This is a genomic window from Pseudomonas putida (genome assembly GCA_041071465.1).
Taxonomy (GTDB): Bacteria; Pseudomonadota; Gammaproteobacteria; order Pseudomonadales; family Pseudomonadaceae; genus Aquipseudomonas; species Aquipseudomonas putida_P.
The window spans coordinates 4,808,504-4,823,734 of record CP163498.1; the positions used below are offsets into that span (position 1 = coordinate 4,808,504).

General features: G+C 64.1%; 10 protein-coding genes and 2 pseudogenes. 6 read left to right on the plus strand and 6 right to left on the minus strand.

Going from position 1 to position 15,231, the window contains the following annotated elements; translation table 11 throughout:
* Nucleotides 1-11 precede the first annotated feature (11 nt).
* Together AB5975_22200 and AB5975_22205 are read left to right on the plus strand one after the other, a co-directional pair.
* Nucleotides 12-3,143 carry a multidrug efflux RND transporter permease subunit gene (locus tag AB5975_22200; GenBank protein ID XDR19233.1) on the plus strand — a complete coding sequence of 1,044 codons (3,132 nt, stop codon included), beginning with the start codon at nt 12-14 and terminating at the stop codon, nt 3,141-3,143.
* Between the two features lie 5 nt (nt 3,144-3,148).
* Nucleotides 3,149-4,545 (plus strand): annotated as a pseudogene (locus AB5975_22205) (efflux transporter outer membrane subunit).
* A gap of 87 nt (nt 4,546-4,632) precedes the next feature.
* On the opposite strand, the gene AB5975_22210 reads toward AB5975_22205, so the two are convergent.
* From AB5975_22210 to AB5975_22220, 3 genes are all read right to left on the minus strand, one after another.
* Nucleotides 4,633-5,190, minus strand: coding sequence for a TetR/AcrR family transcriptional regulator (locus AB5975_22210; GenBank protein XDR19234.1), 558 nt, complete (start codon nt 5,188-5,190; stop codon nt 4,633-4,635).
* Between the two features lie 179 nt (nt 5,191-5,369).
* On the minus strand, nt 5,370-7,370 hold the full coding sequence (locus tag AB5975_22215; GenBank protein ID XDR19235.1) for a U32 family peptidase: 2,001 nt from the start codon (nt 7,368-7,370) through the stop codon (nt 5,370-5,372).
* Between the two features lie 127 nt (nt 7,371-7,497).
* Nucleotides 7,498-7,878 (minus strand): RidA family protein, encoded by a 381-nt coding sequence (locus AB5975_22220; GenBank protein XDR19236.1) that lies wholly within the window; start codon nt 7,876-7,878, stop codon nt 7,498-7,500.
* Between the two features lie 137 nt (nt 7,879-8,015).
* Between AB5975_22220 and AB5975_22225 the strand changes: the two genes are divergently transcribed.
* On the plus strand, nt 8,016-8,708 hold the full coding sequence (locus AB5975_22225; protein XDR19237.1) for a tRNA (adenine(22)-N(1))-methyltransferase TrmK: 693 nt from the start codon (nt 8,016-8,018) through the stop codon (nt 8,706-8,708).
* Nucleotide 8,709: 1 nt separating this feature from the next.
* Here the strand turns inward: AB5975_22225 and AB5975_22230 are convergent, their stop codons facing one another.
* Nucleotides 8,710-8,970, minus strand: a complete 261-nt coding sequence (locus AB5975_22230) for a DUF2790 domain-containing protein (GenBank protein ID XDR19238.1) — start codon at nt 8,968-8,970, stop codon at nt 8,710-8,712.
* A gap of 124 nt (nt 8,971-9,094) precedes the next feature.
* On the opposite strand from AB5975_22230, the pseudogene AB5975_22235 reads away from it, so the two are divergent.
* Nucleotides 9,095-10,026 (plus strand): annotated as a pseudogene (locus AB5975_22235) (LysR family transcriptional regulator).
* Nucleotides 10,027-10,170: 144 nt separating this feature from the next.
* On the opposite strand, the gene AB5975_22240 reads toward AB5975_22235, so the two are convergent.
* Entirely contained in the window at nt 10,171-11,322 is a 1,152-nt protein-coding gene (locus AB5975_22240) for an acyl-CoA dehydrogenase family protein (protein ID XDR19239.1), read from the minus strand.
* A 16-nt stretch (nt 11,323-11,338) separates the two neighbouring features.
* A complete protein-coding gene (locus AB5975_22245) occupies nt 11,339-12,409 on the minus strand; it encodes an enoyl-CoA hydratase/isomerase family protein (GenBank protein XDR19240.1) in 1,071 nt (356 codons plus the stop codon).
* A 255-nt stretch (nt 12,410-12,664) separates the two neighbouring features.
* Here AB5975_22245 and mdcA point away from each other — a divergent pair, with 255 nt between their 5' ends.
* Nucleotides 12,665-14,326 carry a malonate decarboxylase subunit alpha gene (mdcA, locus tag AB5975_22250; GenBank protein ID XDR19241.1) on the plus strand — a complete coding sequence of 554 codons (1,662 nt, stop codon included), beginning with the start codon at nt 12,665-12,667 and terminating at the stop codon, nt 14,324-14,326.
* Complete coding sequence (locus AB5975_22255) at nt 14,326-15,231, plus strand: triphosphoribosyl-dephospho-CoA synthase (protein ID XDR19242.1); 906 nt, start codon at nt 14,326-14,328, stop codon at nt 15,229-15,231. The genes mdcA and AB5975_22255 overlap by 1 nt, the downstream gene beginning before the upstream one ends.

Below are 15,231 nucleotides of genomic sequence, written 5' to 3' on the forward strand. Positions count from 1 at the left end.
AGGGTAACGAGATGTCCAAGTTCTTCATCAAACGGCCGAACTTCGCCTGGGTCGTGGCGCTGTTCATTTCCCTGGCGGGGTTGCTGGTCATACCTACGCTGCCGGTGGCCCAGTACCCTAACGTAGCGCCACCACAAATCACCATCACCGCTACCTACCCAGGGGCTTCGGCCAAGGTGCTGGTGGACTCGGTTACCAGCATCATCGAAGAGTCGCTCAACGGCGCCAAGAACCTGCTGTATTTCGAGTCGACCAACAACTCCAACGGCATGGCCGAAGTGGTGGTCACCTTCGAGCCGGGTACCGACCCGGAACTGGCCCAGGTGGATGTGCAGAACCGCCTGAAAAAGGCCGAAGCACGCATGCCGCAGGCGGTGATCACCCAAGGCATCCAGGTCGAGCAGACCAGTGCCGGCTTCCTGCTGATCTACGCCCTCAGCTACAAGGAGGGCGCAGGCCAGGCCGATACCACGGCGCTGGGCGACTACGCCGCGCGCAACATCAACAATGAGCTGCGCCGGGTCCCGGGCGTGGGCAAGTTGCAGTTCTTCTCGTCGGAAGCCGCCATGCGCGTGTGGGTCGACCCACAGAAACTGGTGGGCTATGGGCTGTCGATCGATGACGTGAGCAATGCCATCCGTGGGCAGAACGTGCAGGTGCCGGCCGGCAGCTTCGGCAGCGCGCCGGGCAGCAGCCAGCAGGAGCTGACTGCCACCCTGGCGGTGCAAGGCACCCTGGACGACCCTCAGGCGTTCGGCCGAGTGGTACTGCGCGCCAACCCGGACGGTTCGCTGGTGCGCCTGGCCGATGTCGCCCGCCTGGAAGTGGGCATGGAAAGCTACAACTTTTCTTCGCGCCTGAATGGCAAACCTGCGGTGGCCGGTGCGGTGCAGCTGGCGCCGGGCGCCAATGCGCTGAAAACTGCCGATCTGGTCAAGGAACGCCTGGCCGAGCTGAGCGCGTTCTTCCCCGAGGGCGTCGAGTACTCGGTGCCCTATGACACCTCGCGTTTTGTCGACGTGGCCATCGAAAAGGTCATTCACACCCTGCTCGAAGCCATGGTGCTGGTATTCCTGGTGATGTTCCTGTTCCTGCAGAACATCCGCTACACGCTGATCCCGTCGATCGTGGTACCGGTGTGCCTGCTGGGCACGTTGATGGTGATGAAGCTGCTGGGCTTCTCGGTGAACATGATGACCATGTTCGGCATGGTGCTGGCGATCGGCATCCTGGTCGACGACGCCATCGTGGTGGTGGAAAACGTCGAGCGGATCATGGCCGAGGAAGGGCTGTCGCCTGTCGACGCCACCATCAAGGCAATGGGCCAGGTGTCCGGCGCGATCATCGGCATCACCCTGGTACTGTCGGCCGTGTTCATGCCACTGGCGTTCATGTCGGGTTCGGTGGGGGTGATCTACCAGCAGTTTTCGCTGTCGCTGGCGGTGTCGATCCTGTTCTCGGGCTTCCTCGCGCTTACCTTCACCCCGGCCCTGTGCGCCACGATGCTCAAGCCGGTGGCCCCTGGGCACCATGAAAAGCGCGGCTTCTTCGGCGCTTTCAACCGTGGCTTTGCGCGGCTGACCGAGCGCTACTCGGTGATGAACAACGCCCTGGTGCGCCGTGCCGGCCGCTACATGCTGCTGTATGCCGGTATTCTGGCGATGCTCGGCTATTTCTACCTGCGCCTGCCGGAATCCTTCGTACCGGTGGAAGACCAGGGCTATGCGATCGTTGACGTGCAGCTGCCGCCGGGCGCCAGCCGCGTGCGTACCGACGCCACCGGGCAGGCCCTGGAGCAGTTCCTGATGTCCCGCGAGGCGCTGGCCTCGGCATTCCTGGTCAGCGGCTTCAGCTTCTCGGGCATGGGCGAGAACGCCGCGTTGGCATTCCCTACCTACAAAGACTGGTCGGTACGTAGCGCCGAGCAATCGGTGGATGCCGAAACCCAGGCGATCAATGCGCAATTTGCCAGCCATGGCGATGGCACGATCATGGCGGTCAACCCGCCGCCGATCGATGGCCTGGGCAACGCCGGTGGCTTCGCCCTGCGCCTGCTCGACCGTGGCGGCCTGGGCCGTGAGGCCTTGCTGGCGGCACGCGACAAGATCCTGGGCGAAGCCAACGGCAACCCAGTCATCCTTTACGCGATGATGGAAGGGTTGGCAGAAGCGCCGCAGTTGCGGGTCGACATCGATCGGGAAAAGGCCCGTGCCCTTGGCGTGCCCTTCGAAACCATCAACAGCACCCTGGCCACCGCCTTTGGCTCGGCAGTGATCAACGACTTCACCAACGCTGGCCGGCAACAACGGGTGGTGGTGCAGGCAGAGCAGGGCGAGCGCATGACCCCGGAAAGCGTGCTGCGCCTGTACGCGCCGAACGTCGATGGCCAGCAGGTGCCGTTCAGCAGCTTCGTCACCACCCGTTGGGAAGAAGGGCCGGTACAGATCGTGCGTTACAACGGCTACCCGTCGATCCGCATTTCCGGTGATGCCGCGCCGGGCTACAGCACCGGCCAGGCGATGGCCGAAATGGAGCGCCTGGTCAGTGAACTGCCGCCGGGGATCGGCTACGCCTGGACGGGGCTTTCTTACCAGGAGAAGGTCTCCAGCGGCCAGGCCAGCAGCCTGTTCGCCCTGGCCATCCTGGTGGTGTTCCTGCTGCTGGTGGCGTTGTACGAAAGCTGGGCGATCCCGCTGACGGTGATGCTCATCGTGCCGATCGGTGCGTTGGGCGCGGTGCTGGCGGTGATGGTCACCGGCATGCCCAACGATGTGTACTTCAAGGTTGGCCTGATCACCATCATCGGCTTGGCGGCGAAGAACGCCATCCTCATCGTCGAGTTCGCCAAGGAGCTGTGGGAGAAAGGCTATAGCCTGCGTGACGCTGCGATCGAAGCCGCGCGCCTGCGCTTTCGGCCGATCGTGATGACTTCGATGGCGTTCATCCTCGGCGTGGTACCCCTGGCGATCGCCAGCGGTGCCGGTGCTGCCAGCCAGCGGGCGATTGGTACCGGGGTGATCGGCGGCATGCTCAGCGCCACGTTGCTGGGCGTGCTGTTCGTGCCGATCTGTTTTGTCTGGGTGCTGTCGCTGCTCAAGCGCAAGCCAGCGCCGCAGGCCCAACCTGCCGAGGTGCTGGAGTGATGGCCATGCGTAATCTGTTCGTGCCGATTGCCATGGCTTTGCTGGCCAGCGGCTGCTCCCTGGCACCGACCTACCAGCGCCCCGAGGCGCCGGTGGCGAACCAGTGGAGCGACGCCACCAACCACACAGGGCAGCAGGTGGACAAGCTGGGCTGGCAAGCCTTTATCGTCGACCCGACGTTGCGCCAGTTGGTGAACACGGCGCTGGACGACAACCGCTCGCTGCGCCAGACGCTGCTGGACATCGACCAGGCACGGGCGCAGTTCCGCATCCAGCGCGCGGACCGTGTGCCGGGGCTGAGCGCTGGTGCTTCCGGTAATCGACAGCACCAGCCTGCCGGGCTGTCCAGTGATGGCCGCGAGGGCGTCGCCAGCACCTATCAGGTTGGCCTTTCGTTGCCTGAGTACGAGGTCGACCTGTTCGGTCGGGTGAAAAGCCTGAGCGATGCAGCGCTGGAGCAATACTTGGCCACGGAGGAGGCTGGCCGTGCGGCGCGCATCGCCTTGATCGCCGAGGTGAGCCAGGCCTACCTGACCCTGGACGGTAGCGAGCGGCGCCTGGCGTTGATCCGGCAGACCCTGGCCAGCCGCGAGCGCTCGCTGGCGCTGATCGACCAACGCCGCGCCGCCGGGACCGCCACGGCGCTGGACCACCAGGAAGCGCTCGGCCTGGTCGAGCAAGCGCGCGCCGAGCAAGAAAGCAACCTGCGCCAGCGCCAGCAGGCCTACAACGCCTTGGTGTTGCTGGTAGGCAATAGTGAGGCGACCCAGGCTCTACCGGTCGAACGCCAGGCAGAACCCAGCGTGCTGCAGGACATTACCCCCGGTGCCCCGTCGGCGCTGCTTGAACGGCGCCCGGACATCCTTGCTGCCGAGCACCGCTTGCGGGCGCGCAATGCCGATATCGGCGCGGCGCGGGCGGCGTTCTTCCCGCGTATCAGCCTGACCGGCAGCTTGGGTACGTCGAGTACGCAGGTGTCTGGTTTGTTCGAGGGCGGTTCGCGTAGCTGGAGCTTCATGCCCAGGTGTCGCTGCCCATATTCGATGCTGGGCGCAATCAGGCTGGGCTGAGCCTGGCCGAGGCGCGCAAGGATTCGGCGGTGGCAGCTTATGAAGGGGCGATCCAGCAGGCGTTCCGCGAAGTAGCGGATGCCCTGGCGGCCACCGATACCCTGCGCCGTGAGGAAGTCGCGCGGCGGGCCCTGGCCGATACCAGCCGCGCCACCTTGACCCTGGCCAAGGCGCGCTATGAGGGTGGGATCGACAGCCACCTGCGTTACCTGGATGCGCAGCGTAGCGATTTTGTGAATGAAGCGGCGTACATCGAGGCGAGTACACAACGGCAGCTTGCGCTGGTGGACCTGTTCCGCGCCTTGGGCGGCGGCTGGCCGGCACGCGGCTGAAAAAGGCTCCTTTGGTTGGATGATCCAACCGCTTTGGCCCTTGGGACTTGTGCCCAGGGGCCTTTTTTTGCGCGTAGGCCAATGGCCTCATCCCCTGGCCAGCGCCCCCTGCAGGAACAATTGCTCCAAGGCCTGCGCCGAATTGGCACTGGCTGCGCGCCCGCGCCGCTCGGCGTCGACCATGGCGTAGATCTGGGTGATGAACACTTCGGTAAACACCGCTGCGCTGATGTCGATGCGCAACACGCCCATCTGTTGCGCACGCAGGAAAAACGCATCCATCGCCCGGGTATAGGTCAACCAGCGGCGGTCTTCACTGTCGCCGAGCAATGTATCGGGGCGGTACTGAAACATCAGAAACACCAGCATTTCGCGGTGCTTGAGGTGTTCGGCAATCAGGTGACGCACCGCTTCCAAGGGGGCAGCGGTGTGCAAGGCGGCATTTGCAATCACCTGGTTGAGCACTTGCTCGCCGTGGTTTTCGAGCATGGCCACCAGGTTGTCGCGGGTGCCGCAGAAGCGGTGCAGGGTAGCTTTGCTGACGCCGGCGGTCTCGGCCAGTTCCTTGAGCGTGGCGCGCGGGTGGACCACGATGGCGTGGGCCAGGGCCTTGAGCAGGCGTTCATCGTGGGGAGTGGGGGTCATCGGCATGCCTCGCGTGGGGTCGCAGGGCAATTATTGTGCAGAAAATGAGGCATGGATCAAGCTTTAAGGTCTCATATGAGACTTTTTTGTGTCTTGGCTGGCCGCCCCGCCGTACAGGGCTACTCCCACAGGGTGCAGGAGCAGCTTTGTGCGGCGAAAGGGCCGTTACCGGCTAACGATCAATGCGCCCCGCGCGGAATCGTCTTCAACAGGTCTTCCGGGCTGATATGCCCCACCACCTGCGCCACCGCGCTACCTGGGGTCGGCAGGTCGATGATGTGGTTTTTCATCTTGCCGATCACATGCATCTCGCACGGCTTGCAGTCGAACTTCAGGGTCAGCACTTCGTCACCCTGAATCAGCTGCATCGGTGCCACCTTGGTGCGCACACCGGTTACGCCTTTGGCCTGCTTGGGGCACAAATTGAAGGAGAAGCGCAGGCAGTGCTTGGTGATCATCACCGGTACTTCGCCGTGTTCTTCATGGGCCTCGTAGGCCGCGTCGATCAGTTGCACACCGTGGCGGTGGTAGAAATCGCGCGCCTTCTGGTTGTACACGTTGGCCAGGAACGACAGGTGCGACTCGGGGTATACCGGCGGCGGCGTGGTCTCGGCCTTGCGCCCGCCGCGCGGGTGCGCCTGCACGCGTGCTTCGGTCAGTGCCTCGATGGCTTCGCGGCGCAGAGCCTTGAGCTGTGAGTTGGGGATGAAGTACGCCTGCGGGGCATCCAGCTGGATGCTGTCGGCATGGTACATCGTGGTACCCAGTTGGCCGAGCAGGTCGTGCAGTTGTTCCAGCGCCTGCTGCGGCTTGTTGGCTGCGCCGAACGGGCCGTCCAGGGCTACCTGCACGCTCACACCTTCTTCACTGCCAAGGGTAAGCATCAGGCGCTGCTCGCGCAGTACTGCGTGCCATTCCACACCGACCCGGCGCTCGGAGGAGGTGCGTTGCAGGGCTTGCTGCCAGTTGTGGTCGAGGTTGCGCGACAGCGGGTGGTTGGGCCGCAGCTTGTACAGGCCTTCGGGCATTTCGTTGGGTTCGACGCGGTAGCGGTAGCGCTTGCTGCCGTCTTCCTCGAACTCGCCACGGGGTTCGGCGATGTTGGCGCGAAAGCCCACCACTTCGCGTTTGACCAGCACATTGAGGCCGTCGCCGTTGGTCAGCGGTACGTCGGTGACCACTTGCATGTCACGCTTGCCGACCTTTTCCACCACACCCACCGGCAGGCCGGTGAAGGTTGGCGAGTCGAAGGCGCCGATATCGACCTTGCGGTCGGTGACGAAGTAGTCGGTGCTGCCACGGTGGAACGTTTTGTCAGGGTCGGGCAGGAAGAAGTGCTGGGTCCGGCCGCTGGACGCACGGGCGTATTCCGGGCGGCCTTCAAGAATGGCGTCGAGCTCTTTGCGGTAGTGGGCGGTGATGTTCTTCACATAGCCCATGTCCTTGTAGCGGCCCTCGATCTTGAACGAACGCACGCCGGCATCCACCAGGTCGGCCAGGTTGGCGGTCTGGTTGTTGTCCTTCATCGACAGCAGGTGCTTCTCGAACGCCACCACGCGGCCCTGGTCATCTTTAAGGGTGTAGGGCAGGCGGCAGGCTTGCGAGCAGTCGCCACGGTTGGCACTGCGGCCGGTCTGCGCATGGGAAATGTTGCATTGGCCGGAAAACGCTACGCACAGCGCGCCGTGGATGAAGAACTCGATGGCGGCATCGGTTTCAGCGGCGATGGCGCGGATCTGCTGCAGGTTCAGCTCACGGGCCAGTACCAGCTGCGAGAAACCGGCCTGGTCGAGGAACTTGGCCCGTTCCAGGGTACGGATGTCGGTCTGGGTACTGGCGTGCAGCTCGATGGGCGGAATGTCCAGCTCCATCACCCCCAGGTCCTGCACGATCAGTGCGTCGACGCCGGCGTCGTACAGCTGATGGATCAGCTTGCGCGCCGGTTCCAGCTCGTTGTCGTGGAGGATGGTGTTGATCGTGGTGAACACGCGTGCATGGTAGCGACGGGCGAACTCGACCAGTTCGGCAATATCGCTGACGTCGTTGCAGGCGTTATGGCGCGCGCCGAAGCTTGGGCCGCCGATATAGATGGCGTCAGCGCCGTGCAGGATCGCTTCACGGGCGATGGCCACGTCACGGGCAGGGCTGAGCAGTTCCAGGTGATTCTTTGGAAGAGACATGTCGTTATATTTTCGGGCTGTCACGGTTTAGGCGGGCATTGTAGCGGTGAAACGGGTTGGCGGCATCATCGGGGTGCCGGGAGGTGCAGGGTAAGGTGGGAGCGAGGACCGCTCCCACAAGCGCCGATCAGCGCTTGGCGGCCATTGCGGTCACTTCGACGCGCATGCCTTCGAATGCCAGCGAGGCCACACCCACGGCGGCACGCACCGGCCAGGGCTTGCTGAAGAAGCGCTGGTACACCTCGTTGAACGCGGCGCGGTCGGCCATGTCGGTGAGGTAGATGGTCAGGTGCAGCACGCGGTCCATGCCGCTGCCGGCCTTCTCCAGCGCCACTTTCAGCGCCTGCAGGGTGCATTCGCTCTGCTCGACGATGCCGCCCAGCTCCAGGCTGCCATCGGCGTGGGTCGGGATCTGCGTGGTGACCAGCACGCCGTTGTACTCGGCGACATCGGACGAAATCGATTCGGCGTCCGGGTCCGGGGTGTAGATGATGTCTGCATGTGCCATGGTGTGTTTTGCCTTGCTACGGAAGGAAAACGGCAAGCCTACGCGAGCGCACCAGCCCGGTCGAGGGTGCCCCGGTGTTTGAAATACGCGGCGTTCACCGTCAGAATCGCGGCCGATTGCAAAACCAGGGGTTTACGTTGAACGAACAGACTTTGTCCAGGCGCCTGGAGCGCGTGGCCGCTCATGTGCCGCAGGGCGCGCGCCTGGCCGACATCGGCTCGGACCACGGCTACCTGCCAGTGGCCTTGATGCTGCGTGGCGTGCTCGAGGCCGCCGTGGCGGGTGAAGTGGCCGAGACGCCGTTCGCTTCGGCCCAGCGCAATGTGCGCAGAAACGGCCTGCAGGAGCGGGTAACCGTGCGCCTGGCCAATGGCCTGGCAGCGATCGAGCCGCAAGACCGCATCTCGGTGGTGAGCATCTGCGGCATGGGCGGCGACACCATGTGCGAGATTCTCGAGGCCGGCAAGCAGTGTCTGGGCGGCGTCACGCGCCTGGTACTGCAGCCCAATGGCGGTGAGCGCGAGCTGCGCCAGTGGTTGGCGGGCAATGGTTACCAGATCGTCTGCGAAGAGCTGCTGCGGGAAAACCGCTTCGACTACGAAATCATCGTCGCCGAGCCGGGCAGGGTGGTGTATAGCGCAGAACAGCTGTACTTCGGCCCGGTACTGATGCAGGAAAAAAGCGAAGCGTTTCGGGTCAAGTGGCAGCGGATGCTGCGGCAGAAGCAGCAGACCCTGGCCAATTTCCAGCGGGCCCGTGACGCGGTGCCACAGGCGAAAATCGACGACTTCAATCAGCAGGTGGGTTGGATCACCCAGCTACTGGCCTGATTCACTGCTGCGAGCAGTTGCCCATTTCCCGGTAGTCGACTTCGCGCTTCTGGCCCTGGTGGTCGACGTACACCATGTGTGCGGTGCCCACCTGGCAGTCGGCGGCGTTGCTGGCCGGGGTGATGGAGATGACCTTGGCCACGTCCAGCGGCATGCCGTATTCATAGGTGTTGCTCACGGGCTGGTTGCTGGCCGTATCAGCGAAGGCACCGAACGAAGCCAGGGCAGCGGCAACGGCAAACACAGCGATCGAACGTTTCATGGCAGGCTCCTTTTTCAATGTATGACTAATGATGTATTCATTGCTCATCCACAATAAATGGGCTAACTCGTGATAGATTCCTGCCTGTAACGCAAGAATAAGACTGAACAAGGAGCACACCCTCATGGACATGCTGCATGCCATGCGTACCTTCGCTCGTGTGGTGGAATGTGGCAGTTTCGCTGCAGCCGCCAATGCCCTGGATATTTCCGCAGCACAGGTTTCGCGCATCGTCGCGGAGCTTGAGAACCAGCTGCAGACCCGCCTGTTGCACCGCACCACCCGGCGCCTGCGCATGAGCGAGGCGGGCGAACGGTTTCTGGAGCGTGCGCGGCAGATCATGCTGCTGACCGAAGAGGCGGTGGGCGAGGCCCGAGGTGCGCACCTCACGCCGCGTGGCCATCTGCGCCTGCATTGCCCGCACGGCCTGGGCCTGTTGTTGATGCCGCTGGTGGCCGGCTACAACGCGCTGTGCCCGGAAGTGGTAATCGAATTGACCCTGTCCCAGCGCAACCCAGACCCGCTGGCCGAAGGGCATGACGTGGTGATCACCGTGGACGGTGCGCTGCCGGATTCGCAGTTGATAGCCGTGCCGCTGGGCAACATCTTCAGTATCCCTTGTGCGGCACCCAGCTACCTGAACCGGCATGGCGTGCCCGAGCGCCCCGAGGACCTGCATGCGCACCGCTGCCTACGCATGGCTTACCCGATGTATGAAGGCGACTGGGTATTCCCCAGGGTGTGGACCAGTGCGTGATCACACCGAGCGACAACTTCTCCACCAACGTGGCCGACGCCATGCTGGTGGCCAGTGAGTTGGGCATGGGGATTGGCCTGCTGCCGTTCTATACGGCCAGCCAGGCGATCGAGCAGGGGCGTTTGTGCCGGCTGCTGGCGCCGTACCGGCTGCGGGAAAGTGCGCTGTATGCGATGTACCCGTCACGGCATTACCTGGATGCCAAGGTGCGGACCTGGATCGACTACCTCAAGGAGCAACTGCCGGCGTTGTTCGAGGGGCATGCCAGGGTGGTGGATGATTCGAGGTATTGGCGCTGAAATACTGATCTGCTTTCTTGTAGGAGCGGCCTTGCGTCGCGATTGGGCCGCAAAGCGGCCCCAGCAATTTCGGCGTGTGACGCAGATTGTGGGGCCGCGTTGCGGCCCAATCGCGACACAAGGCCGCTCCTACAGGCCGCCGTGTTACAGGGGATAGTGCTTCAGCTCGCGCGCAATCAGCATGCGCTGGATCTCGCTCGACCCTTCATAGATCTGGGTAATCCGCGCATCCCGGTAATAGCGCTCCACCGGGTAATCTTCCAGGTAGCCATAGCCACCATGTACCTGGATCGCCATCGAACACACCCGCTCGGCCATTTCCGAAGCGAACAGCTTGGCCTGTGACGCTTCCGAAAGGCACGGCTTGCCGGCGCTGCGCAGGCGCGCGGCATGCAGGATCAGCAAACGTGCGGCGTTCACCTGTACCTGCATGTCGGCCAGCAGGTTGGCGATGCTCTGGTGTTCGTTGATCGGCTTGCCGAACTGCACGCGGTCACGTGAGTAGACCAGCGCGGCCTCGAATGCAGCGCGGGCAATGCCCAAGGCCTGGGCGGCAATGCCGATACGGCCGCCTTCGAGGTTGGACAGGGCAATGGCCAGCCCCTTTCCACGCTCACCCAGCAGGTTGGCGGCAGGGATGCGGCAGTTGTCGAAGGTGACCGCGCAGGTGTCGGAAGCGCGGATACCCATCTTGTGCTCGCTGCGGTCAACCTTGAACCCAGGGTTGTCGGTGGGCACCAAAAACGCCGACAGGCCTTTCTTGCCCAGCTCCGGGTCGGTCACTGCGAAAACGATGGCCAAACCGGCACGGCGGGCGTTGCTGACGAACTGCTTGGCGCCGTTGATCACCCACTGGCCATCCACCAGCTCGGCGCGGGTGCGCAGGTTGTGCGCTTCGGAGCCGGCCTGCGGCTCGGTCAGGCAGAAGCAACCGATCACCTCGCCGCTGGCCAGCCGTGGCAGCCATTGCTGTTGCTGTTCAGCCGTGCCATAGGCCAGCAGCGGGCCGCAGCCTACCGAGTTGTGGATGCTCATCATTGCCCCGGTGGCACCGCAGCCGGCGGCGATCTCTTCCACGGCCAGGGCGTAGGCCACGTAGTCGGTGTAACTGCCGCCGAAGTCCTCTGGCACCACCATGCCCAGCAGGCCCAGTTCGCCCATTTTGCGCACCACGCCATCATCGATCCAGCCGGCCTTTTCCCAGGCCTGGGCATGCGGGGCGATTTCGCCACGGGCAAAGTCCCGGGCCATGTCGCGGATCATGACTTGTTCTTCGCTCAGTTCCAGGTCTTGCATCTGTGTACTCCCGGGCTCACAGGCCTTCGAAGAATTGGTCGACCCGCTGGCGCTGCAGCGCGGCCAGGGTCGGCGGGTTCCAGCGGGGCTGCTTGTCCTTGTCGATGATCAGGGCACGCACGCCCTCTATGATGTCGCCATGCTGGAACCACTGGCGGTCCAGGTGCAGCTCCATGGCAAAGCAATCGTCAAGGCCCAACTGGCGGCCCCGGCGCAGCATCTCCAGGGTAACCGCCATGGCCAGGGGGGAGCGGGTTTCCAGCTGGTCGGCGGTGGCCACCGCCCAGGCGTGGCTGTCGCCAATGCTCACCGCGCGCAGTTGTTCGACAATGGCAGGCAGGTCGGGCAGGGCGAAGAAGTGGTCGATGACCGGGCGCAGTTTTTCCAGTGGTGCATCGCCCAGCACCTGGGTGCCGAGCTTGGCCAGCAGGTTTTGCAGGTCTTTGAGCGGGGTGTCGCCAAACGTCAGCTGGTCCAGACCCTGGTCGAGGGCGGCGAGCTGGTCGCTGGCCAGGTACCAGTCGGCCAGGCCGCAGTACAGGGCGTCGGCTGCCTGGACCTGGGCGCCGCTGACACCCAGGTAGATGCCCAGCTCGCCGGGGATGCGCGACAGGAAATAGCTGCCGCCGACATCAGGGAAGTAGCCGATACCGACTTCGGGCATGCCCAGGCGGCTACGTTCGGTCACCACGCGCAGGTCGCAGCCCTGGGCCAGGCCCATGCCGCCACCGAGGGTGAAACCGTCCATCAATACCAGTATCGGCTTGCGGTAGCGGTGGATGACCAGGTCGAGGGCGTATTCCTCGACGAAGAAGGTTTCATGCAGCGTGTCGCCGGCTTTGAAACTGTCGTGCAGCGAGCGGATATCGCCACCGGCACAGAACCCCTTGGGGCCTTCGCCGCGCAGCACCACGGCATGCACATGCGGGTCTTCGGCCCACTGGTCCAGGTGCTGGCGCAGGCTGCGTACCATGTCCAGGGTCAGGGCATTGAGGCCGGCAGGGCGGTTCAGGGTCAGGTGACCGATCTGGTTGCGGACTTCGGCCAGGATAGTGTCGGTTGCCGAGGCATTAGCGTGCGCAGTCATTGCGTTCTCCCTGCTTTGTTATTGATTTTCCAAGTGAAGTCTGGAGTTCGCTGGAGGATCTGAGGATCCTGTCATGCGAATTTGCCTTGCACAATCGACAATTATGCAGGGGCATCGTGCATTTTTGCTGTGAGCCAGTCATCGGGCTGGGCGATTCATTAACCTGACCGTAACGAACATGCCAGTTGCTTGATTGATCCGCCAAGCGGCCCAACCCTAAGGTGGCCTCCACGACAGCGAACCTGTGGAGTCACCATGACAATAACTCAGAATCCACCGCCGCAATGGTCGCGACGGCGCGCCGAAAAGCAGCGCCGCCTCGATCGGGTCCGCCACCTTGCCGATGGCGTGGTGCTGCCCACCGACCGCATCGTCGAAGCCCTGGAGTTGCTGCTGGCGCCCGGCGACCGGGTAGTGCTGGAAGGCAACAACCAGAAGCAGGCCGACTTCCTTTCCCGCTCGCTGGCCAAGGTCGACCCCGGGCGCCTGCACGACCTGCACATGATCATGCCCAGTGTCAGCCGCGCCGAGCACCTGGACCTGTTCGAGCGCGGCATCGCGCGCAAGCTCGACTTTTCCTTCGCTGGCCCGCAGAGCCTGCGCATTGGCCAGTTGCTGGAAGATGGCCTGCTCGAAGTCGGTGCCATCCACACCTATATCGAGCTTTACTCGCGGCTGCTGGTCGACCTGATCCCCAACGTTACCCTGGTAGCGGGCTTCATGGCCGACCGCGACGGCAACCTGTACACCGGCCCCAGCACCGAAGACACACCGGCCCTGGTGGAGCCGGCCGCGTTCAGCGATGGCATCGTCATCGCCCAGGTCAACCAACTGGTGGACCGCGTGGATGACCTGCCACGGGTCGATATCCCCGCGTCGTGGGTCGATTTCGTGGTGGTTGCCGACCAGCCTTTCTATATCGAGCCTCTGTTCACCCGCGACCCGCGCCATATCAAGCCGGTGCATGTGCTGATGGCGATGATGGCCATACGTGGCATCTACGAGAAACATCAGGTGCAGTCGTTGAACCACGGCATTGGCTTCAACACTGCCGCCATCGAGCTGATCCTGCCGACCTACGGCGAGTCTCTGGGCCTCAAGGGCAAGATCTGCCGCAACTGGACGCTCAACCCGCACCCGACACTGATCCCGGCCATCGAAACCGGCTGGGTGCAAAGCGTGCACTGTTTCGGCACCGAGCTGGGCATGGAGGACTACATTGCCCAGCGCCCGGATGTGTTCTTCACGGGCCGCGATGGCTCGCTGCGTTCCAACCGCATGATGTGCCAGCTGGCCGGGCAGTACGCGGTCGATCTGTTCATTGGCGCCACCTTGCAGGTGGATGGTGATGGCCATTCCTCGACCGTGACCCGTGGCCGCCTGGCCGGCTTCGGCGGTGCGCCGAACATGGGCCACGACCCTCGTGGCCGGCGCCACGCGACCCCGGCCTGGCTCGACATGACCGTGCCGGAAACAATGCTGGAGCGTGGCCGCAAGTTGGTGGTGCAGATGGTCGAGACCTACCAGGAAGGCGGCAAGCCCACCTTCGTGGAAACCCTCGATGCCGTGGAGGTGGCCAAAAAGGCCGGTATGCCGCTGGCACCAGTGATGATCTACGGCGACGACGTCACCCACCTGCTGACCGAGGAGGGCATTGCCTACCTGTACAAGGCCCGTAGCCTGGAAGAGCGCCAGCAGATGATCGCGGCCGTGGCCGGGGTCACTGCCATCGGCCTGCGGCACGACCCGAAGGACACCCTGCGCATGCGCCAGCAGGGCCTGATCGCCTTGCCCGAAGATCTCGGCATCCGCCGTACCGACGCCAGCCGTGAGCTGCTGGCCGCGCGCAGCATCGCCGACCTGGTCGAATGGTCCGGCGGCCTTTACAACCCGCCTGCACGGTTCAGGAGCTGGTGATGAAGGCACAAAACCTGAATTTTGAAGCCACTTCGGTCCTTGTGGGAGCGGGTGTGCCCGTTAAGCGGCCAGCCCAGCCAACGCCAATCCCACTGCCAGACCACCTCGCCGACCTGGCTGTGGAAGCGCTGATCGACGAAGCCGACCTGTCCCCCAAACCCGGCCTGGTCGACCGCCGCAGCAACGGCGCTCACCACGACATGACGCTGGCCTTGATGCACGCCTCGGCACTGGCCCTGTGGCCATGCCTGCGCAACATGGCAGCTGCCGCCCAGTCCATCGGTACGATCGGCCAGCCCCTGCGCGCCACGCTGGGCCAGCTTGGCCGCGAAGGAGAAACCGCGATGCTGGCCGCCACCCAAGGGGTAAACACCCACCGTGGCGCGATCTGGGCGTTGGGCTTGCTGGTAGCCGCCAGGGCCCTTGCCCCTCAGGCCGACGCCGCCACCCTGGCCGCCCGCGCCGGGCGTATCGCCCTGTTCGACGACCCGGCCATGCCGCACCACAACAGCCACGGCCAGCAGGTGCGTCACCGTTACGGCACCGGCGGCGCCCGCGAGCAGGCACAGCAAGGCTTCCCCGCGGTTATCGGCCATGGCTTGCCGCAACTGCTGCGCAGCCGCGCTGCCGGGGCCGGCGAGCCGCATGCCCGGCTCGACGCGTTGCTGGCGATCATGGCCGTGCTTAGCGACACCTGCGTGCTGTGGCGCAGCGGCCCAGCCGGGTTGGCCGCCGTGCAGCACGGGGCGCGTGCCGTACTCACTGAAGGCGGCAGCGCCACCCTGGCCGGGCGCCGGCACCTGCGCCGGCTGGACCAGCAACTGCTGCACCTGAATGCCTCACCGGGCGGCGCCGCCGACTTGCTTGCCGCCTGCCTGTTCCTCGACAAAGCCGGGAGCCTGTGA

Excerpts from the sequence above, each read along its gene's own strand:
- AB5975_22200 (XDR19233.1), top strand. The coding sequence starts at position 12 with ATGTCCAAGTTCTTCATCAAACGGCCGAACTTCGCCTGGGTCGTGGCG.
- AB5975_22210 (XDR19234.1), bottom strand. The coding sequence starts at position 5,190 with ATGACCCCCACTCCCCACGATGAACGCCTGCTCAAGGCCCTGGCCCAC.
- AB5975_22215 (XDR19235.1), bottom strand. The coding sequence starts at position 7,370 with ATGTCTCTTCCAAAGAATCACCTGGAACTGCTCAGCCCTGCCCGTGAC.
- AB5975_22220 (XDR19236.1), bottom strand. The coding sequence starts at position 7,878 with ATGGCACATGCAGACATCATCTACACCCCGGACCCGGACGCCGAATCG.
- AB5975_22230 (XDR19238.1), bottom strand. The coding sequence starts at position 8,970 with ATGAAACGTTCGATCGCTGTGTTTGCCGTTGCCGCTGCCCTGGCTTCG.
- AB5975_22240 (XDR19239.1), bottom strand. The coding sequence starts at position 11,322 with ATGCAAGACCTGGAACTGAGCGAAGAACAAGTCATGATCCGCGACATG.
- AB5975_22245 (XDR19240.1), bottom strand. The coding sequence starts at position 12,409 with ATGACTGCGCACGCTAATGCCTCGGCAACCGACACTATCCTGGCCGAA.
- mdcA (XDR19241.1), top strand. The coding sequence starts at position 12,665 with ATGACAATAACTCAGAATCCACCGCCGCAATGGTCGCGACGGCGCGCC.
- AB5975_22255 (XDR19242.1), top strand. The coding sequence starts at position 14,326 with ATGAAGGCACAAAACCTGAATTTTGAAGCCACTTCGGTCCTTGTGGGA.